20 protein-coding genes and 1 tRNA gene are annotated in these 19,884 nt (G+C 71.9%); 16 read left to right on the top strand and 5 right to left on the bottom strand.

Going from position 1 to position 19,884, the window contains the following annotated elements; translation table 11 throughout:
* The gene (locus EZM51_RS09590) at positions 1 to 2,253 is read right to left on the bottom strand and encodes a bifunctional alpha,alpha-trehalose-phosphate synthase (UDP-forming)/trehalose-phosphatase (protein ID WP_136708022.1); all 2,253 of its coding nucleotides are present in this window, start codon (positions 2,251 to 2,253) and stop codon (positions 1 to 3) included.
* 85 nt (positions 2,254 to 2,338) lie between these two features.
* Here EZM51_RS09590 and EZM51_RS09585 point away from each other — a divergent pair, with 85 nt between their 5' ends.
* Entirely contained in the window at positions 2,339 to 3,205 is an 867-nt protein-coding gene (locus tag EZM51_RS09585; RefSeq protein ID WP_136708021.1) for a sugar phosphate isomerase/epimerase, read from the top strand.
* Between the two features lie 28 nt (positions 3,206 to 3,233).
* Here the strand turns inward: EZM51_RS09585 and EZM51_RS09580 are convergent, their stop codons facing one another.
* From EZM51_RS09580 to EZM51_RS09570, 3 genes are read right to left on the bottom strand one after another with little or no spacing between them, the layout of a single operon-like run.
* Entirely contained in the window at positions 3,234 to 5,177 is a 1,944-nt protein-coding gene (locus EZM51_RS09580; protein WP_136708020.1) for a YhgE/Pip family protein, read from the bottom strand.
* Positions 5,174 to 8,062, bottom strand: a complete 2,889-nt coding sequence (locus tag EZM51_RS09575; protein WP_136708019.1) for an MMPL family transporter — start codon at positions 8,060 to 8,062, stop codon at positions 5,174 to 5,176. Before EZM51_RS09575 ends, EZM51_RS09580 begins: the two co-directional genes overlap by 4 nt.
* A gap of 8 nt (positions 8,063 to 8,070) precedes the next feature.
* The gene (locus EZM51_RS09570; RefSeq protein ID WP_211195872.1) at positions 8,071 to 8,676 is read right to left on the bottom strand and encodes a TetR/AcrR family transcriptional regulator; all 606 of its coding nucleotides are present in this window, start codon (positions 8,674 to 8,676) and stop codon (positions 8,071 to 8,073) included.
* Positions 8,677 to 8,787: 111 nt separating this feature from the next.
* Between EZM51_RS09570 and EZM51_RS09565 the strand changes: the two genes are divergently transcribed.
* The 11 genes from EZM51_RS09565 to EZM51_RS09515 all read left to right on the top strand — a co-directional run bounded on the left by EZM51_RS09565 (position 8,788) and on the right by EZM51_RS09515 (position 16,269).
* Positions 8,788 to 8,976 carry a hypothetical protein gene (locus EZM51_RS09565; protein WP_136708018.1) on the top strand — a complete coding sequence of 63 codons (189 nt, stop codon included), beginning with the start codon at positions 8,788 to 8,790 and terminating at the stop codon, positions 8,974 to 8,976.
* 174 nt (positions 8,977 to 9,150) lie between these two features.
* Positions 9,151 to 9,582, top strand: coding sequence for a hypothetical protein (locus EZM51_RS09560; protein WP_136708017.1), 432 nt, complete (start codon positions 9,151 to 9,153; stop codon positions 9,580 to 9,582).
* Positions 9,583 to 9,605: 23 nt separating this feature from the next.
* Positions 9,606 to 10,196: a thymidine kinase gene (locus EZM51_RS09555; RefSeq protein ID WP_136708016.1), complete on the top strand. Its 591-nt coding sequence runs from the start codon at positions 9,606 to 9,608 to the stop codon at positions 10,194 to 10,196.
* 189 nt (positions 10,197 to 10,385) lie between these two features.
* Positions 10,386 to 11,039, top strand: a complete 654-nt coding sequence (locus EZM51_RS09550) for a biotin transporter BioY (protein WP_136708015.1) — start codon at positions 10,386 to 10,388, stop codon at positions 11,037 to 11,039.
* Positions 11,039 to 11,719, top strand: a complete 681-nt coding sequence (locus EZM51_RS09545; RefSeq protein WP_136708014.1) for an ATP-binding cassette domain-containing protein — start codon at positions 11,039 to 11,041, stop codon at positions 11,717 to 11,719. The genes EZM51_RS09550 and EZM51_RS09545 overlap by 1 nt, the downstream gene beginning before the upstream one ends.
* Entirely contained in the window at positions 11,716 to 12,309 is a 594-nt protein-coding gene (locus tag EZM51_RS09540) for an energy-coupling factor transporter transmembrane protein EcfT (protein ID WP_136708013.1), read from the top strand. The genes EZM51_RS09545 and EZM51_RS09540 overlap by 4 nt, the downstream gene beginning before the upstream one ends.
* Positions 12,310 to 12,379: 70 nt before the next feature.
* Complete coding sequence (locus EZM51_RS09535) at positions 12,380 to 13,165, top strand: metal-dependent hydrolase (RefSeq protein ID WP_169053853.1); 786 nt, start codon at positions 12,380 to 12,382, stop codon at positions 13,163 to 13,165.
* A 16-nt stretch (positions 13,166 to 13,181) separates the two neighbouring features.
* Positions 13,182 to 13,763, top strand: coding sequence for a GNAT family N-acetyltransferase (locus tag EZM51_RS09530; RefSeq protein WP_248305559.1), 582 nt, complete (start codon positions 13,182 to 13,184; stop codon positions 13,761 to 13,763).
* A 135-nt stretch (positions 13,764 to 13,898) separates the two neighbouring features.
* Positions 13,899 to 14,492, top strand: a complete 594-nt coding sequence (locus EZM51_RS09525) for a VOC family protein (protein ID WP_136708011.1) — start codon at positions 13,899 to 13,901, stop codon at positions 14,490 to 14,492.
* A gap of 9 nt (positions 14,493 to 14,501) precedes the next feature.
* On the top strand, positions 14,502 to 15,260 hold the full coding sequence (locus EZM51_RS09520; protein ID WP_136708010.1) for an SDR family oxidoreductase: 759 nt from the start codon (positions 14,502 to 14,504) through the stop codon (positions 15,258 to 15,260).
* Between the two features lie 70 nt (positions 15,261 to 15,330).
* Positions 15,331 to 16,269: a 5'-3' exonuclease H3TH domain-containing protein gene (locus EZM51_RS09515; protein WP_248305558.1), complete on the top strand. Its 939-nt coding sequence runs from the start codon at positions 15,331 to 15,333 to the stop codon at positions 16,267 to 16,269.
* A 148-nt stretch (positions 16,270 to 16,417) separates the two neighbouring features.
* On the opposite strand, the gene EZM51_RS09510 is transcribed toward EZM51_RS09515, so the two are convergent.
* Positions 16,418 to 16,490, bottom strand: a tRNA-Lys gene (locus EZM51_RS09510).
* Between the two features lie 108 nt (positions 16,491 to 16,598).
* Here EZM51_RS09510 and EZM51_RS09505 point away from each other — a divergent pair.
* The 4 genes from EZM51_RS09505 to EZM51_RS09490 all read left to right on the top strand — a co-directional run bounded on the left by EZM51_RS09505 (position 16,599) and on the right by EZM51_RS09490 (position 19,466).
* A complete protein-coding gene (locus EZM51_RS09505) occupies positions 16,599 to 17,531 on the top strand; it encodes an inositol monophosphatase family protein (protein WP_248305557.1) in 933 nt (310 codons plus the stop codon).
* 5 nt (positions 17,532 to 17,536) lie between these two features.
* The gene (locus EZM51_RS09500) at positions 17,537 to 18,460 is read left to right on the top strand and encodes an LLM class F420-dependent oxidoreductase (RefSeq protein WP_136708008.1); all 924 of its coding nucleotides are present in this window, start codon (positions 17,537 to 17,539) and stop codon (positions 18,458 to 18,460) included.
* Between the two features lie 96 nt (positions 18,461 to 18,556).
* The gene (locus tag EZM51_RS09495) at positions 18,557 to 18,778 is read left to right on the top strand and encodes a hypothetical protein (RefSeq protein ID WP_136708007.1); all 222 of its coding nucleotides are present in this window, start codon (positions 18,557 to 18,559) and stop codon (positions 18,776 to 18,778) included.
* 172 nt (positions 18,779 to 18,950) lie between these two features.
* Entirely contained in the window at positions 18,951 to 19,466 is a 516-nt protein-coding gene (locus tag EZM51_RS09490; protein WP_136708006.1) for a septum formation family protein, read from the top strand.
* The last annotated feature ends 418 nt before the right edge of the window (positions 19,467 to 19,884 follow it).

Genomic DNA, 19,884 nt, shown 5'->3' with positions numbered 1-19,884 from the left:
CTAGGACCAGTGCGCGACGGCCTCGCGCGCGCTGTCCCTGGCGTCGGCGAGCACCTCGAGCAGCGTGGCGACGTCTTCGGGGCTGCGCACCCGGTGGGTGGCGATCGACTTCCCCTGGCCGACCTTGACGCCCACGTCCTCCGCGTCGAGCGCGGCGAACGCGTCTTCGTCGGTGACGTCGTCGCCGACGTAGATGACGGCGGTCGCGCCGACGTGCTGGCGCAGCCGTGTGAGCGACTCGCCCTTGTCGCTCGTCCGCACCGAGAACTCGAGCACCGACTTCCCCGCGCGCATCGTGATGCCCTGCACCTCCCACTCGACGCGCTGGCGCGCCGCCTGCTGCAGCGCGGTGCCGGCCGCGGAGCTGAGCTGCCGCGTGTGCAGTGCGAGCCCGGCCGGCTTGCGCTCGACCCAGGCGCCTTCGGCGCCGGCGGCGACCTCCTCGAGGATGTCGGCGAGCTGTTGGAGCCGCGCGAACTCCGAGTCGCGGAGGTCGATCGTGACCTCGCCGGCGTCGAGCTGCAGCTCCACGCCGTGCGAGCCGCTGAGCAGCGTGCCGTCGGGCGGGCTGGCCACCTCGCCGAGGCTCGCGAGGGCGCGGCCCGACACGATGGCCACGCGCGTGTCGTCGGCCTCGGCGAGCCGCTGGATCGCCGAGCGGGCACGCTCGGTCGCCCGGGCGTCCTCGGGCCGATCGACGAGCGGGGCCAGGGTGCCGTCGAAGTCGAGCGCGACGAGGAGCCGTTCGGTCTCGGCGATGCGCCCGAGCGCGGTGCGCAGCGGGTCGGGCACGCCCGGCTGGATGATCCCGGCGCCGGTGAGCGTCTCGAGGAACGTCGCCGACCAGTTGGCGACGTCGTTGTCGCGCACGCGCTTGCGGAGGGCGCGCATGCGACGGGCACGTTCGCGCTTCGGCATCCGCACCGCCTCCACCATGGCGTCCTTGAGGCCCTCGATGTCGTGGGGGTTCACGAGCACGGCCTGACGGAGTTCGTCGGACGCCCCGGTGAACTCGCTGAGCAGGAGCACGCCGTCGTCGTCGAACCGGCAGGCGACGTACTCCTTCGCGACGAGGTTCATGCCGTCGCGGAGCGCCGTGACGAGCATCACGTCGGCGGCGAGGTAGAGCGCCACCATCTCCTCGCGGGGGTAGCCGTGGTGGAGGTAGGCGATGGCCTGGTGGCCGAGCGTCGAATGATCGCCGTTGAGGCGGCCGACCATGAGCTCGATCTCGTCGCGGAGCTGGCGGTACGTCTCGACGCGTTCGCGCGACGGGCTCGCGACCTGCACGAGGGTGGCGCTCTGCACGGAGAGGCGCCCGTCGCGAAGCAGTTCGCCGAACGCCTTCATGCGGTGCCGGATGCCCTTGGTGTAGTCGAGGCGGTCGACGCCGAGCATGATCGTCTCGGGGTCGCCGAGGCTCGCCCGGATCTCGCGCGCACGCTCCTGGATCTCGGGGCGGCGGGCGATCTCCTCGAAGCCGGCGGCGTCGATCGAGATCGGGAAGTGGCGGGCCACCACGCGTCGCGTCTCGCCCTCCCGTCGGTTGTCGGGCACGTCGATGACGGTGCCGCGCGTGGTGTAGCCGAAGAGGCGCCGCACCGCGCGCGAGAAGTTGCCCGCGTCGGCGGCGCGCTGGAACCCGATGACGTCGGCCCCGAGCAGCCCGTCGATGACCTGGCGCCGCCACGGCAGCTGCGAGTAGATGCCGTAGGCCGGGAACGGGATGTGGTTGAAGAAGCCGATCACGAGGTCGGGACGGCTCTCGCGCAGCATCCGGGGCACGAGCTGGAGCTGGTAGTCGTGCACCCACACGACAGCGCCGTCGGAGGCCGCCCGCGCGGCGGCCTCGGCGAACCGCCGGTTGACGCGCACGTAGGCGTCCCACCATTCCCGGTGGAACGAGGGCGGGGCGATCACGTCGTGGTAGAGCGGCCAGAGCGTGTCGTTGGAGAATCCCTCGTAGTACTCCTGGAGCTCGGACTCGGTCAGCGGCACCGGGATGATCGAGATGCCGTCGTGCTCGAACGGCTCGAACTCGCGGTCGGCGACGCCCGCCCATCCGACCCAGGCACCGTCGGCGGCCCGCATCACGGGCTCGAGGGCGGTGACCAGTCCGCCGGGCGAGCTCCTCCACTCGGTCTCGCCGTTCGGACCGGCCTGGTAGTCGACGGGGAGCCGGTTCGAGACGACGATCATGTCGTAGGCGTGCTCGACATGGAGCTCGTCGCGTTCAGGTCCGGGGGCGTGCATGTGGCGGATGTCCCTCCTCCTCGCGCTCCGTTCAGGCTAACAGCCCCCCGCCGACCCTCAGGGTCCGCGGATAGACTGCGGTCTGATGATCCGCATCGGCATGAGCACCACCTGCGTCTACCCGCTCGAGCCCGAGCACGCCTTCCGACTCGCGAAGCTCGCGGGCTACGACGGCATCGAGATCATGGTCACGCAGGAGGAGTCGACGCAGCAGCCCGAGCCGCTGCTCGAGCTCTCGCGTCGCTACTCGCTGCCGATCCTCTCGATCCACGCGCCCGTGCTGCTGCTCACGCATTTCGTGTGGGGCCGGGATCCGCGCGTGAAGCTCGACCGCACCGCCGAGCTCGCGGCGGCGGTCGGCGCCGAGAGCGTGGTGGTGCATCCGCCGTTCCGCTGGCAGTCGACGTACGCGTCGAACTTCCTCACCATCGTCCGCGAGATCTCGGAGAAGTACGACGTCGAGATCGCCGTCGAGAACATGTTCCCGTGGCGCGCGGCGGGGCGGAACATGAAGGCCTACGCGCCCGGCTGGGACCCGCGCATCATGGACTGCGACGCGGTCACGCTCGACTTCTCGCACGCGGCGCTCTCGGGCGTCGACAGCCTGCAGTTCGCGAACGACCTCGGCGACCGCCTGCGGCACGTGCACCTGTGCGACGGATCGGGCGCGATCGGCGAGGGACAGATCTTCGACGAGCACCTGCTGCCGGGTCACGGCCACGAACCCGTCGCCGAGGTGCTCGAGATGCTCACCGCGCGGGGCTGGACCGGTTCGATCGTCGCCGAGGTCAACACGCGCAAGGCGAAGAGCGAGCGCGAACGGCTGGAGCTGCTCCGCGAGACCCTCGAGTTCGCCCGCCGGCACACCCGGCCGACCCGTCGACGCCGCGTCGTGACGAAGTCGCGACGGGCGATCGAGGCGATCCTCCCGGGCCACCGGCACGAGGACTGACCGCCGGTCGGCGAGTCGCCGACCGGCGTCACCCGAGCGCGGTCGCGGCGAGGCCGATCGAGCGGATGCCCCGCCGTCGGCCCACCACGACGGCCGTGCCGATGACGCCGACGAGTCCGAACAGCGCCACCATTCCCGCTGCCGTCGCAACCGCGGCGCCGCCGGCGCCGGCCACGATGAGCTGCATGCCCTGCACTGCCCAGGTGAGCGGCAGGAACGGGCTGATCGCCTGGAACGGGCCGCTCAGCACCTCGATCGGGTAGAGCCCGCCGGATGCCGCGAGCTGCAGCGCCACGAGCACGAGCGAGACGAGCATGCCGGCCCGTCCGAGCCACGCCGTGAGGAAGGCGTGCACGGCGGTGAAGGCGAGTGCGAGCAGCGCCGCGAAGGCGAACGTCTGGGGCAGCAGCGTCCAGGCGACGCCGAGTGCACCGTGCAGGAGCAGCACGACCGCGACCGCCTGCGCGAGGGCCACCGCGCCGGCGCGGGTGAGCGTGCGGACCACGAGACCGCCCGTGGATGCGGTGCTCCGCAGCGCCTCGCGCCCGAACGGACGGAACACGAGGAACATCGCCATCGCCCCGAGCCACAGCCCGATCGGCGCGAACAGCATGCCGATGACCTCCCCGATCGTGCCGATCTCGTTGTCGCGCTCGGTGGTCGAGGTGACGGGTTCGGCGACGACGTCGGCGGTCGCCTCCGCGTCGATGTCGGTGAGCGCCTTCGCCTCCTCGGCACCCGTGGCGAGGCCGTCGGCGAGCGCGGCTGCGCCGCCCGCCAGCTCGGTGGCGCCGCCCGCGGCATCCGCAGCACCGCTGGAGAGCTGGTTCAGTCCTGCGGCGAGCTCGCCGACGCCGCCGGCGATGCCGTACCCGCCGTCGCGGATACCGGCCGAGCCCGCCGAGAGCTCCGCGGCGCCGCCGGCGAGGCCGGAGATGCCGCCCTGGATGCCGTCGATGGCGGAGCGGGTCTCGGCCGCGAGCGTCTGCCCGCCCGTGGCGAACTGGGAGACGCCCTGCTCGACCTGGTCGACGTAGCCGAGGTAGGTGGCCAGGTCGGGGTACTGCTCGAGGATCTCGGGATTCGCCGCGAGGTACGCGTCGAGCTCGGTGACGGCACCGGTGAGCTGACCCGAGACCTGGGAGATGACGCCGACGTACTGGTCCCACCCGTCGGAGAGCCCGTCGAGGCCCGCCGCACCGGCGTTCAGCTCGCCGAGGCCGCCGGCGATGCCGTCGACGCCGTTCGTGTACTGCGCCACGCCGTCGGCGTAGGCGGTCGCCCCGTTCGCGAGCTCGGTCGCCCCGGCGGCGGACTGCGCGACGCCGTTCGAGAGCTCGCCGAGGCCGCCCGCGAGCGAGCCGACGCCCGACGAGACCTGCGCCGCGCCGTCGGCGGCGTCGCCGAGCGAGCCGCCGAGCGCCGCGAGGTTCGCGTAGAAGCCCTCGAGGTACTGTTGGGTGAGCTCCCGGCCGAACGTCGTGGTCATCGCGTCGCCCACCGACTGCGCGACCGAGCCCGCGAGGTACCCGTGCGCGTCGTCGGTGCGGATGTCGAGGTTCGCCTTGGTGGGCTCGTCGCCCGACAGCGACGTCACCGAGGCCGAGAAGTCCTCAGGAATCGTGAGCACCGCGTAGGCGTCGCCCGCGGCCAGGAGTTCGGCGGCCTCCTCGTCGTTCGAGATCGTCCAGTCGAAGCCCGCGGTGTCGGGGTCGGTGAGCTCGGTCACGAGCAGGCGGCCCGCGAGCACGGGCTGCTCGGTGCCGTCGGGCAGCGAGAGGGTCACCATCTCGTCGTTGTTCACGACGACCGCGGGAATCGACTCCATGTTGTCGTCGGCGCCGACGAACGCGCCTGAGACGAGGCCGGCCACGGCGAGCGGCACGGCGACGACGGCGGCGACCAGGATTCCGTAGCGCACGCGGCGCTGGGACGGGGTGGATCCGAAGAGCCGGGAGAGCTTGGTGCTCATCGGGCGACCTCCTGCAGGGACGAGACGGGTTCGATGGTGCGGATGCCGCGTGCGGCGAGTTCGGGGGCGGCATCGGGTGCCACGGCCGACGCGCCGAGTCCGACGATGATCGTCACCGATGCGGGAACGAGACGCGCGAGCGCGCGCCAGAGCTCGACGCTCGCCGAGCCGGGGTCGTCGTCGAGGTCGATCGACACGGCCTTCGGACGCTCGGCGAGCGCTGCGGCGACGGCGACGAGCGCGCGGGCCTCGGCGCCGAGGGCGGCGATCGGGGTGTCCACGGTGAAGCGGGGGCCGTCGGGTCCGTGTCCGGCGGCGTCGGCGGCGCGCTCGACCCACGACCGCACGACGCGGTTCGACGGGGCGACGCGGTACCACGGGCCGGTGGCGTCGAGGCGGCGGGCCACGAGTTCGCCCACGCTGCCGCCGGTCGCGGCATCCGTCGGCAGTTCGGCGATGGCGACGCCGCGCATGACGGCCTTCGACGCGGTGGGCAGCGGATGCCCCAGCACCGCGAGACGGCCCGATACGGGTGCGAGCCGACCGGCGAGGGTGGCGGCCACGACCCGGCGGTCGACCGCCTCGCCGCGCACGACGAGCACGCCGCCGGCGGGCACGTCGACCGTGAGCGGGCCGATGGGCCGATCCGGGAGGCCGAACATGCCGTCGTCGAGGTTGACGGCGGCCGGGCGCCCGGCGGCCCACTCCGCCCGCTCGAGGTGCGAGCGGAGCCCCTCGCCCTCGATGTCGACGTCGGGCAGCCGCTTGTCGAGCCACGTCGGCAGCCACCAGGCCGCGCGTCCGGCGAGCGCCATGGCGGCGGGCACGAACGTCATGCGCACGAGGAACGCGTCGAAGGCGACGCCCACGGCGAGCGCGAACGCGATGCCCTTGATGACCCCCGAACCTTCGGGGACGAAGGCGAAGAAGACGAAGAACATGATGAGCGCGGCGGCGGTCACCACGCGCGCGGCGTGCTGGAAGCCGTGCACGATCGACGCGCGCGGTTCGCGGGTCTTCACGAACTCCTCGCGCATGCCGGAGACGAGGAACACCTCGTAGTCCATGGCGAGGCCGAACAGCACCGCGAGCAGCAGGATCGGCAGGAAGCTCAGGATCGGCCCGGGCTGGATGTGCAGGAGGTCGGCGAACCAGCCCCACTGGAAGATGGCGACCGTGGCGCCGATGGCGGCGAACGCCGAGAGCAGGAATCCGAGCGCGGCCTTGACCGGCACGAAGATCGACCGGAACACGAGGAGCAGCAGCAGGATCGACAGCCCCACGACGATGAGCGCGAACGGCACGAGCGCGTCGTTGAGGCGGTTCGAGATGTCGATGGTCACGGCCGTGTAGCCGGTGACGGCGATCGGCGTGCCGTAGTCGGCGGCGATCTCAGGCGCGAGGTCACGGATCTCCTCGACGACCACCTTCGTCTCGGGGGCGTCGGGGGCGCTCTCGGGGATCACCTGGATGATGGCGGTGTCGGCCGTCTCGTTCGGCAGCCCCTTGCCCACGTACGCGATGCCGTCGAGCTCGTCGATGCGCGCGCCGACGGCGTCGAGGTCGTCGAAGATGTCGGTCGTCTGCGTGATGTCGACGGTGACGATGAGCGGGCCGTTGTAGCCGGGCCCGAAGCCGTTCTCGATCATCTCGTAGGCCTCGCGCTGCGTGGAGCCCTCGGGTTCGGACGCCCCGCTCGGCAGGTTCAGGTCGAGGCTGGCGGCGGGGATCGCCGCCGTGCCGAGCAGGCCGATGACGAGCACCACGAACACGACGGGCGCCTTCAGCACGAGGTCGACCCAGCGACGGCCCATGGTGTGCTTGCCGCGGTCGTCGTCGGCGTTCGCACGACGGTGGGCGCGGCTGCCGGGCTTCGGGATGAGCCGCTTCCCGAACACGCCGAGGAGGGCGGGCAGGAGCGTGACGGCGCCGAGCACGGCGATGAGCACGGCGAACGCCGCGGCGATGCCCATGACGCTGAGGAACGGGATGCCCACGACGAGGAGGCCGAGCAGCGCGATGATGACCGTCAGGCCCGCGAAGACGACGGCGCCGCCCGCGGTGGCGACCGCCTCGGCGGCGCTGGCCTCGGGATCCTGCCCGCGCGCGAGTTGCGTGCGGTGCCGCGACAGGATGAACAGGGCGTAGTCGATGCCCACGGCGAGGCCGATCATGACGGCCAGCATCGGCGCCGTGCTCGAGACCGTCGCGAATGCCGCGACGAGCGAGATGCCGCCGAAGGTCGCGCCCACGCCGACGAGGGCGGTGACGAGCGGCATCCCGGCCGACAGCAGCGACCCGAACGTGATGAGCAGCACGACGCCGGCGAACAGCACGCCGAAGACCTCGGTGATGGTGAGGCCGAAGGTCGTGTCCTGGAACACCTCGCCGCCGAACGCCACGGTGAGACCCGCGTCCCGGCCGATGTCGCCGGTCGCGACCACGGCGTCGATCGAGTCGTCGGTGACGCCGGTCGTCGGGGTGTCGAACTGCACCTGGATGTACGCGGTGCGCGCGTCGCCCGAGACCTGGTCGCCCGCGTACTCGTCGAACGGCCCGAGCACGCTCGCGACGCCGTCGACCTGTTCGAGCTCGCCCTCCATGGCGGTGATCGCGTCGCGGTAGGACCCGGACTCGACGGATGCCCCGTCGGGCGCTTCGACGACGGCCTTCGCCGAGGCGCCCGACGTCTGCGGGAACACGGCGGCGAGCTGGTCGATCGCGTCCTGGGACTCGGTGCCCGGAATGGCGTAGGACTCCTGGAGCTGGCCGCCGAGGCCGATGCCGGCCCCGAGGAGGGCGGCGAGGGCCACGGCCCAGGCGATGATGACGAGCCACGCCCGTCGGAAGGCGAATCGTCCGATCCGGTGGAGGAGCAGTGCCATGGCGCGGCCTATCGGGTCGTGCGGCCGTCGGCCGGGATGAGCAGTTCGGAAAGCACGGAGATCAGCGCGGCCCGGACGTCGGCGTCGTCGGCCTCGGCGCGCCGGCCCTGCTCGAGGAACGTGGCGCCCGCGACGAGCGTGTAGGCCGCACCGGCGAGCGCGACGCCGAAGCGCATCTGCTCGCTGAGCGGGGCATCCGCTTCGCAGATCGAGTCGGCGAGGCCGCGGATCGCCGTGTTCGCCCGTTCGATCACGGGGACGCCGGGCAGTGACTGGCCCTGGTTCACGAAGGTGTGCACCGCGAGCCGGTTGCCGAGGAGGAAGTCGACGAACCGCTCGATGAACTCCGCGCGCGCCTCGACGGAGCGGCCGCTCGCGACGAAGTCGCCGAGCAGCGCTTCGAGGGCGTCGATCGCGGGGCCGATGGCCGCCTCGAGCAGGGCCTCCTTGGAGGAGTAGTGGTAGAGCACGCTGGACTTGGAGTATCCGGCCTGATCGGCGATGTGCTGCAGCGAACTCGCGGCGAATCCGATGGTCGAGAACTGCTCGAGGGCGACCTGGCGGAGCTCGTCGCTCGCGCGCACGCGTGACGGCGTGGGGGCATCGGTGGGCATGTCTGCGAGCCTACTTGACCGATCGGTCAGACTCTGACCGATCGGGCAGATTCACGGTCGACTCCCAGTCGGCGCTCCCGGTCGTCGGAGGCGAGCGGGTAGCGTTGCCGCATGCGCAAGTACCTCTTCAGCGGAGCAGTGATCAGTTCGATCTTCGGCGCCATCGGGGTCGTCAAGGCCACCATCGCCGGCCCGCGGGACTGGCGCCTCATCCTGATGTGGGTCGCCTGGGCCGCGAGCCTCGCCATCGCGATCGGCACCGTCGCCGACGAGGCCAAGCGCGCCGAGCTCGGCGAGTAGCAGGCTCGCCGAAGGTCCTCGCCACCGCTCCGACCGTCGGCGCTCCGACCTTCGCCGCGCAAGCCGGCGAACGCGGCGTGTCAGCCGCGATCCGCGAGTCGAGGCCCGAGACTGAAAGAGACCGACCGTGCGGCCCGAACCGCACGGCCCGAACGCCACCGAGAGGGGTCACCGATGTTCCGCCGCTGGCGCAGAGCGAGGCTCGCAGCCCAGGCCTCCGCCCACGCCGCCGCCACTGCGCCGCGCCCCACCGCGGCGGACCTGCGTGGCGAACACCTCTTCGAACTGCTGAATGCGAAGCTCAGCGAGTTCATCGGTCCGGGCGGCGCCTGGTCGCTCGTGCGTCGCACCGAGCAGGACACCGACCAGATCTTCCACGCGATGCTCACGCACCAGATCGCGGCCGAGCTCACCCGCACGGTGCTCGACGAGCGCGAGTCCGTCGCCGTCGTGGTGCCGGCCGAGAACGAGCCGCTCGCCCTCAGCTGGGTGCCGGCCCCCCTCGTCGTGTGGGCCGACCCGGTCGTCGCCGACGACACCGAGACGGATGCCGCGTCGCTGCCGTCGATCGGCCAGTCGTCCGACCTCGAGGTCCGCGCCGCCTGAGGTTCGGGCGCCGGCTCTGACCCATGCCCAGGAACCCGAACAGCCGGCTCCAGGTCGTCTGCGGGCCGATGTTCGCCGGCAAGTCCGAGGAGCTGCTGCGGCGGGTGCGCCGCGCGCAACTTGCCGGACTCGCCGTCGAGGTCGCCAACCACGCGCTCGACGATCGGCACGCCGCGGGCTGGGTGGCCTCGCACTCGGGGCTCAGCATCGCGTCCCGGTCAGTGCCCGACGTCGAGTCGCTGGTGGACCTCGTCGGCGATCGCGAGTTGGACCTCCTGGCAATCGACGAGGCCCAGTTCTTCGGGCCGGAACTCGTCCCAGCGGTGAACAGGCTGGTGCTCACCGGGATGTCGGTGGTCGTCGCCGGTCTCTGCGTGACATTCGACGGCCGCCCCTTCGAACCCCTCCCGTCGCTCATGGCGCTCGCCGAGGACGTGACGAAGCTCACCGCCGTGTGCGCTGTCTGCGGGCAGGACGCCGCATTCCATCAGCGCGTCGTCGCCGACGAAATCGCGGACGCTCGAATCGCGACCACCGAGCACGTCGGCGGCATCGAGTCGTACCAGGCACGCTGTCGGCGGCACTTCGGCGGACGAGGCCGCCGCTCCGCGTGATGCGTCGCGTCGGATTGGGCCTCGCGGACAGCTTCATCGCGCGGGAGCCGCGAGTCGGGGCCGCGGCATCCGCGTTCCAAAATCCGTCGCCGATTCTTGTACGGCCGGATCGAGAAGCCGCTCCCCCGCCCTTCGTAGCGTGAGTTCACGAGCCCTTCGGCTCGAACGCCCACGAACCCAAGGGGAACGATGACCGTCGCCCAGACTCCCACCGGCCGTACCGCCGTGCGCAGCTCCGCCCGCGACCTCGCGCAGATCGCCGTCTTCGCCGCCCTCATCGCCGCGCTGACGTTGCCCGGCGCGATCCCGATCGGCATCGGCGTGCCGATCACCCTGCAGACGCTCGGCGTCATGCTCGCCGGCGCCGTGCTCGGCGCGCGCAAGGGTGCGCTCGCCGTCACCGTGTACGTCGGGCTCGGCCTCGCGGGCCTGCCGATCCTCGCGAACGGCACTGGCGGACTCGGCGTGCTCGTCGGGCCGACCGGCGGCTACCTGCTCGGCTTCATCTTCGGCGCCCTCGTGATCGGCTGGCTCGCCGAGCGGCTCACCCCTCGCCAGCGGTTCTGGACGCTTTTCGTCGCGACGGCGGTCGGCGGCATCCTCGCGGTCTACCTCGTGGGCATCCCGTGGCTCGCCGCGGTGACCGGCATGCCCATCGGAGCGGCGATCGCCGCCGGCAGCCTGCCCTTCCTCATCGGCGACGCCGTCAAGGCCGTCGTCGCAGCCCTCGTGGCCGCCGGCGTGCACCGCGCCTGGCCCGGACTCATCGCCGAGAAGTCGTGGCCGTGGCGCCGAGCGCGGGCCGCCGCGCCCTCGACCGAGACGGCCGCGACCGACGCCTGATGAGCGAGATCGTCTTCGAGCACGTCACGCATCGCTACGACGGCGATGACGTGCTCGTCGACGTCTCGCTGCGGCTCACCGAGCGACGCATCGGCGTGATCGGGGCGAACGGCTCGGGCAAGTCCACGCTCGCGCGGCTGATCAACGGACTCGTGACTCCGACCGCCGGGCGAGTGCTCGTCGACGGCCTCGACGTCGCGCGCCATGGCCGGGAGGTGCGCCGCCGTGTCGGGTTCGTGTTCACGAACCCCGACAACCAGATCGTGATGCCCACGGTGCGCGAGGACGTCGCGTTCTCGCTGCGCCGGCTTCGGCTCGATGCAGCGGATGTCGCGGCGCGCGTCGATCGCGCACTCGACCGGTTCGGGCTCACCGAACTCGCCGACCGTCCGGCGCATCGCCTCTCGGGCGGGCAGAAGCAGCTGCTGGCCCTCGCCGCGGTGCTCGTCGCGGAGCCCGCGATCGTCGTCGCCGACGAGCCGACCACGCTGCTCGACGCCCGCAACGCCCAGCTCGTCGAACGGCATTTCGCCGAGCTCGACCAGCAGCTCGTGCTCGTCACGCATCGGCTCGAGTCGGTCGAGTCGTTCGATCGCGTGCTGGTGGTGGAGCGCGGCCGCATCGTCGCCGACGGCGCGCCCGCGGACGCGCTCGGCGCGTACCGGAGCCTCATCCGATGATCGGGTCGTACCGACCCGGCACCTCGCCGCTGCACCGGCTCGGCGCAGGTGCCAAGCTCGTGGGGCTCGCGGCATCCGTCGTCGTCATCGCCCTGCTCCCCGAGTGGTGGATGCTGCTGATCGCGCTCGCGCTCGTGCTGCTCGGCTTCGCGGTCGCGGCGATTCCGCCGCGCGACGCAGTGGCGCAGCTCGTGCCCGTGCTGTGGATTCTCCTCATCGCAGCGCCCCTGAACGCCCTGTTCTCGGGATGGGAGACGGCGCTGGAGATGTCGCTGCGCGTCACGGCATGCGTCGCGCTCGCGGCGCTCGTGACCCTCACGACCCGGGTGTCGGCCATCCTCGACGCCGTGCGCGCCGGGCTGCGCCCGTTGGGTCGGCGGGTCGATGCCGAGCGCGTGGGCATCGTGCTGGCGATGACGATCCGCGCGGTGCCGCTCATGACCGAGATCGTGCGGGCGGTGCTCGACGCCCGCCGGGCGCGCGGCGTCGAGGGATCGCTTCGTGCCGTCGCCGTGCCGGTCGTGGTGCGGTCACTGCAGACGGCCGATGCGATGGGCGAGGCGCTGGTGGCCAGGGGGTTCGACGACTGAGCGGGTGTCGCCGGGGACCGGCATACTGGTCGATCGCAAGCCGCCGACCGAACCAGGAGGACCGCACCGGATGATGGGCGTCACGCATGCCACGAGCGGCGCCGCCGCGTGGATCGCGATCACCGGCACCATGCCGATCATCACCCTCGGCGCCTACCCGCTCGACCCGGTGGGCGTGCTCGCGGGCACCGCGGTCTGCGCGGGCGCGGCGCTCCTGCCCGACGCCGACCACCACAGCGCGACCATCGCGCATTCGGTGCCGGTGCTCGGCCGCCTCGCCACCGGCACCGTGGGGCTCCTCTCGGGCGGGCACCGGCAGGGCGCCCACTCGACCGTCGCCGTCGCGCTCGTCGCGGCGGGCGCGTGGGCGCTCACCCTCGTGACCCCGGTGATCGAGCCGTTGGGGGCGGTCGCGATCGGCACCGGCATCGGCACTGCGGCGCTCACCAGCTTCGGGTTGAAGGCACGCGACTTCGTGCGCTCGTGGGCGGCGGCGTGGCTGCTCGGCGCGCTGTTGGGCGCGTTCATCGTGCTCGTCGCCCCCGACCAGGTCGCGTGGTTCCCGCTCGCGGTGACCCTCGGCTTCGTGGCCCACCTCGCGGGCGACTTCCTCACCACGGGCGGCCTCCCCGGCCTCTTCTGGCCGTGGGTGCCGCGCCCGCCCGAGTTCCTCCGGCCCGTGCCGGTGCTCAACCGGCTCTGGCAGCCCAACGGCTACGTCGCCCTGCCCCTGCTGGGCGACACCGGCTCGATCCGCGAGGCCGTGCTGGGCGCCGTGCTCGGCCTCTACTGCTTCACGGGCTTCGCCAACGAGGGCCTGCGGCTCGTCGGCGTGGAGCTGTTCGCATCGCTGTGACCGTCAGAATGGAACGGTGACCGCCTCGCCGAACCCGCCATCGACCGCGCTCGACGTCGGCATCGAGCCCGTGGCATCCGCCGACGACTACGAGCTGGTCGGCGCCCTCGCCGAGCTCGTGAACGGCGTGTACGAGCAGGCCGAGTCCGGCCTCTGGGTCGACGGCGCGCGGCGCACGAGCGCCGAAGAGGTCGCGGCCCTGATCCGCCGCGGTGAACTCGTGACGGCGCGGGCGGGCGACCGCGTGGTCGGTGCCGTGCGCGTGCAGGCACTCGATGACGACCTCGCGGAGTTCGGGATGCTCGCCGCCGACCCAGACCGTCGCGGGCTCGGCATCGGTCGCGCCCTCGTCGCGTTCGCGGAGCGCTGGGCCCGCGAGCGCGGTTCTTCCGGGATGCAGCTGGAGCTGCTCGTACCGACCGCGTGGAGCCACCCGTCGAAGGAGTTCCTGCGAGACTGGTACACGCGCATCGGCTACCGCGAGGTGCGCACCGGCGAGCTCGCCGAACTGTACCCCGAGCTGGCGCCGTTGCTCGCCACGAGGTGCGAGCTCGTGGTCTTCCGCAAGGTGCTGGCAGCGGGCGCCGCGGGCGGCTGAGTCGGGATGCGCCGCATCGCGCAGGCGCTGCGCAGATACGCGCGATCGCGCTCATATGTCGGTCGCCCTGCTCGACGGGGTCCGCGCGACGTATCGTGAGGTCGGATTCCCCGAACCCGAAGAGGAGTGGACACGATGACGTGGAGCACCGGACTGGCCGAGCGCGGCCGACTCGAGGAGGCCGCCCGTGCATTCCATGCGCAGCAGGTCGCCCGCTGCGCCGAGCTCGGCATCGAGGCCGGCGGGTACCCGCTCAGCCACCTCGCGATCCGGGTCCCGACCTGGCACGACTACGTGCTCGCCCGCGACGCCATCGAGGCGTACGCGACATCGAACCTCGAGAACGTGTGGAACGGGCGGCCGATCTCGAAGATCGTGCTGGCCGAGCCGATCGAGGTGGGCGAGGGCCTCTCGATCCCGCTCATCGAACTCATCCCGCCCTTCCACCAGCGCGTGTACCGCATGGGCCTCGAGCACCTCGGTTTCGTCGTCGGCGCCGGCCACCGCGACTTCATCGAGGAGCACCGCGACGTACTCACGGGGCAGCAGTTCCAGAGTCCGGTCTGCATGCCCGTCTACCGGCTCTTCGACGATTACACGCACGTCAAGTTCTACGAGATCTCGCTCGGCGACGTCTGCCTGCTCGAGGGTGCGCGGTTCGAGGGCTTCCAGCATGCGGACTGGCACCCGGCCGACGCGAACGCCGGTCCGTACGAGATCGGCTGCTAGGAGCGCGTCATGAGCGGCGAGTTCGAGGGACGGACCGTGCTCGTCACGGGGGCCGCGGGCGGCCTCGGCGCGGAGATCGCGATGCGCTTCGCCCAGGCCGGAGCCCACGTGGTGCTGCATCACCGCTCGCCCCGGGACGACGTCGCGGCCCTCGCCGAACGCATCGCGGCGGAGGCCGGCGTCGCACCCGACACGGTGCGCTGCGACCTCACCGACGAGCGCGACCTCGAGCGGATGTTCGCGGAGTCGGCGGCGGGCCGCGCGACGATCCTGGTCAACAATGCCGGCGCCTACCCCGCGAAGCCGTTCCTCGACCTCACGGCGGACGACTGGATGTCGACCCACCGGCTCAACGTGGTGGCGCCGTTCCTCTGCATGCAGCACGCCGCGCGTGCGATGACAACGCACGGTGGCGGCTCGATCGTGAACATCACCTCGATCTCGGCCGACCGCGCGACGCCCGATCAGGCGCACTACGGCAGCAGCAAGGCGGCCCTCCGCTCGCTGACGCGAACCGCTGCCGTGGCGCTCGCGCCGCACGGCATCCGGGTCAACGCCGTGTCGCCGGGGCTCCTCTGGCGGAACGGCCTCGAGACGCAGTGGCCCGAGGGCGTCGCACGCTGGAACGACCGCGCGCCGACGGGTCGCCCGGTGCGGCCCCGGGAGGTCGCCGACGCGTGCGTGTTCCTCTCCTCGACCCGAGCGGCGGGGATCACGGGCCACGAGCTCGTGGTCGACGGCGGGATCACGGCGGTCACCGACTACTGAGGCCCGCGGCATCCGACCCGGCCGGCGCAGCCCGTCGCCCGGCGTGGGCGGTCCATGACAGGATCGCCATGTGGCCGACCGACTGATGCTCCTCGATACCGCCTCCTTGTACTTCCGCGCCTTCTACGGCGTGCCCGACTCGATCAGGCGGGCCGACGGCACCCCGGTGAACGCCGTGCGTGGGTTGCTCGACATCATCGCCCGGCTCGTCGCCGACTTCGAGCCGACGCACCTCGTGGCGTGCTGGGACGACGACTGGCGCCCGCACTGGCGGGTCGAGCTCATCCCGAGCTACAAGGCGCATCGCGTCGCCGAAGTCGTGCCCGCCGGCCCTGACGTCGAGGAGGTCCCCGACCCGCTCGAGGCGCAGGTGCCGATGATCCGCGAGCTGCTCGCGGCGCTCGACGTGACCGTCATCGGTGCGCCGCAGCACGAGGCCGACGACGTCATCGGCAGCCTCGCGACGCAGGCGAGCATGCCCGTCGATGTCGTGACGGGCGACCGCGACCTCTTCCAGCTCGTCGACGACGCACGCGACGTGCGGGTCATCTACACGGCACGCGGCATGAGCAGGCTCGAAGTGGTGACCGACGTGACGGTCGTGGGCAAGTACGGCGTGCTTCCCGCCCAGTACGCGGATTTCGCGGTGCTGCGCGGCGACACCTCCGACGGCCTCCCCGGTGTCTCCGGCATCGGCGAGAAGACGGCGGCGAGCCTCTTGCAGCAGTTCCTCGACCTCGACGCGCTCGTGGCAGCTGCCGCCGACCCGGCCGCGCCGCTGTCCGAGCGCATGCGCTCGAAGCTCACGGGCGCCGCCGACTACCTCGCGGTCGCGCCCACCGTCGTCGAGGTCGTGCGCGACCTCGAGCTCGGCGAGTTCGACGCGCGCATCCGGCCGCTCGACGCGGCCCACCTCGCCGAGGTCGAGCGCCTCGCGACCGAGTGGAACCTCGGGGGGTCGGCGCAGCGGGCGCTGCGCGCGCTCGGCAACGACGTCACCGCCGACTGATCGCGCCCCGCACCGGATGACCCTGCATTCACACAGGCTCGCTCGAAGGGTGTGCGCGTGCAGCGGTGACGAGGTGATGGATCACCCGGCCCCGGCGGCCCGCAGGCATGAAGAAGCCCCGAACCTGGCGAGAGGTTCGGGGCCGCCGTGCACCCCCAGGGACTTGAACCCTGAACCCACTGATTAAGAGTCAGTTGCTCTGCCGATTGAGCTAGAGGTGCATGGTTCGGGATGTCTCGGAGAGCCCCGAACCGAAGAACCACGTTATCAGGCGAGAGGCACCGAGCGCCAATCGAGCGGGGCCGGCGCGCCTCGCTAGGCTGGGTCGGGTGACCGTCGCCCCTGCCGAAGACCCGGATCCCGCTCACGACCTCATCGACGACCTCAGCCTCGCCCTCGAACTCGCCGATCGCGCCGACGCCGTCTCGCTCGCCCGCTTCCGCGCGGTCGACCTCGACGTGCAGACCAAGCCCGACCGCACCCCTGTGACCGAGGCCGATCTCGCCGTCGAGCGCGCCCTCCGCGAGCGGCTCGCCGAGGCGCGCCCCGGCGACGGCATCCTCGGCGAGGAGTTCGGCACCGAGGGCGACTCCGCGCGGCAGTGGATCATCGACCCCATCGACGGCACCGCGAACTTCCTCCGCGGCATCCCGGTCTGGGGCACCCTGATCGCGCTCGCGATCGACGGCGTGCCGGTTGTCGGCGTCGCCTCCTCCCCCGCAATGGGCCGGCGCTGGTGGGCGGCCCGCGGCATGGGCGCGTGGACGATCGAATCCGACGCCGAGGCCGGTGCGAGCGCCGAGGGTACCGAGACCCCCGACGAGACGGCAACGCACGCAGGGCGGGCGGATGCGGCATCCGCTCGCTTCCCGGGTGCCAGGCGCCTGCGCGTGTCGGCCGTCGAGCAGCTGGCGGATGCCTCGCTCAGCTTCCAGAGCCTCGCCCAATGGCGGCAAGCGGGCTACCTCGACCGCCTGCTCGCACTCGGCGACCGGGTGTGGCGCGACCGAGCTTACGGTGACCTGTGGTCGTACATGCTGCTCGCCGAGGGCCTCATCGACATCACGGGCGAGTTCGACGTGAAGCCCTATGACCTCGCCGCGCTGGTGCCGATCGTCGAGGAGGCCGGCGGCCGGTTCACGTCGATCACGGGCGATCCCGGCCCGTGGCACGACAGCTCGCTGGCGACGAACGGCCACCTGCACGACGCGGTGCTCGCCGTACTGGGCGACGCCGACACCGACACCGACGAGGAGGAGTGAGCCGCATGGAGCTCTGCATCTTCACCGAACCGCAGCAGGGCGCGAGCTACGACGACCAGCTCGGGCAGGCGGCCGCGACCGAACGGCTCGGCTTCGACGGCTGGTTCCGCTCCGACCACTTCCTGCGCATGGGCGGCGGCGACCCGCTGCCGGGACCGACGGATGCCTGGACCACCCTCGCGGGCCTCGCACGAGAGACCCGGCGCATCCGGTTGGGCACGCTCGTCTCGTCGGCGACCTTCCGCCACCCTTCGATCCTCGCGATCCAGGTCGCGCAGGTCGACGCCATGTCGGGCGGCCGCGTCGAACTCGGGCTCGGCACGGGGTGGTTCGACGCGGAGCACGCGGCCTACGGCATCCCCTTCCCCGAGAAGCGGTTCGGCATCCTCGAGGAGCAGCTCGAGATCGTCACGGGCCTGTGGTCGACGCCCGCCGGCGAGACCTTCGACTTCGCGGGCGAGCACTACACGCTCGAGGCCGCCCCGGCGCTGCCGAAGCCCGTGCAGGAGCGCGTGCCCGTGATCATCGGCGGCGCAGGGCCCCGCCGCACGCCCGCGGTCGCAGCGCGATTCGCGACCGAGTTCAACATCGGCTTCCGTTCCGAGGAGGTCATCGCCCGGGCCTTCGACGGCGTGCGGCGCGCCTGCGACGATCTCGGCCGCGACCCGGAGACGCTTCGTCGTTCGGTCGCGCTGCCGACCGTCGTCGCGCGCGATGACACCGACTACCTCCGACGCCTCGAGGCCATCGGCGCCGACGTCGACACGTTCGCCGAGGTGAACATCGCGGGAACTCCCGATGCCGCGGTCGACAAGCTCCTCCGGCTGCGCGAGCTCGGCGCAGAGCGCGTCTACCTGCAGCTGGTGGACCTGAGAGACCTCGAGCACCTCGAGCTCATCGCCGCGGAGGTGCTCCCGCACCTGCGCTAGGGGTCGCGCCGCGGCGAGTTCGGCGTAATCTTTCTCCCAGGGGAGCGGGGGGCTCCCAGGGGACGAGGGCTGGGCCCTCAGGGGGAAGAGTCGGCGATGCAACGCAGACGGACTCGGTTGCCGAACCAGCAACCCGCGCTGGGTCCGGAGGACGACCCGTACCTCGCGTACCTGATCTGGCGCGAGGAGCGGGACGCCGCCGAGCGCGCAGCGCAGGCGACGGGTGACGCGGAAGTGATCGCCGAGCCGACGCGCCGATCGTGGACGCGACGCCTGGCCGTCTGGCGCCGGGCCGACCCGGACCACCCCGACCACTGAACGAGACGCCGCGCCGCAGCACCGGCGCGCGCCCCGTCCATGGGGACTCCGTCCCATCGCGCGGAGTGGGTGGCCGCCGATAGGCTGGCGCCGCCGTGTCGGCACGAGCTGTTGCGTGCCTCGACGTCGACCGACTCCCCCGCCCTTCCACCCTCGCCCGAAAGGCACCAGCATGACCGCTCGCCGCCCCCTCGTCCGCACCCTCCTCGCCGCCGCGGCCCTCGCCGTGGCACTCCCTCTCACCGGATGCGCCGCCGTGCTCGACCTGCTGCCGATCGGGGCGCCCCAGCCCGAACGCGACGACACCACGCAGGAGATCGTGGAGGAGGGCCAGGCCGACGTGTTCGCGATCCGCGTCGGGGACTGCATGAACATGGTCGACGACGAGGTCGTGAGCGAGGTGCCCGTGGTCCCGTGCGGCGAACCCCACGACGAGGAGGTGTACTTCGACTTCACGCTCGACGACGGCGAGTATCCCGGCGACGACGCGGTGCTCGAGGCATCCGACACCGGATGCTTCGAGCAGTTCGAGCCGTTCGTGGGCCTCGCCTACGAGTCGTCGACGCTCGACTTCTACGCCTACCGTCCGACCGCCGAGAGCTGGGCGCAGGGCGACCGCGTCGTCTCGTGCGTCATCTGGGATCCGGCGGGCCCGGTCACGGGTTCGCTCGCGAAGGCCGCGTACTGACGCCGGCGCGGCGGCGCGGGGTCACGCCCCGAGCAGCAGGAGCACGTGGTACACGAGGTAGAACGGGCCACACGATGGCCTGCAGCAACCCCAGCACGACGCCCCAGAAGCTCCCGTCCGACGTCGAGATGAAGTAGATCGCGGCGCCGAGGTAGGCGAGCAGGAAGAAGAACCCCCCACGCCCCCCCGCGCCACCGACCACCTTGACTCGTTCGTAGCCCGCCACCGTGTGCCTCCTCGGTCTCGAACGCCGTCGCTCTGGCTACCGGCGGCGAACGGAGCGCGACGGGCCGTAGGTCCCATGGGCTTTCCGCGGCCGAGCGGGACGCTCCACCCCCGGTCAGGGGCTGTCGACTCCTCCTCATGCCTCGATACGGTCGGTTCAATGTCCGTCTCTTTCCGTGACCGATGAAGCAAA

The organism is Agromyces sp. H66 (assembly GCF_004959775.1).
Taxonomy (GTDB): domain Bacteria; phylum Actinomycetota; class Actinomycetes; order Actinomycetales; family Microbacteriaceae; genus Agromyces.
The sequence above is the reverse complement of the archived record's forward strand: the minus strand, read 5'-3'. Positions and strand labels throughout refer to the sequence as shown.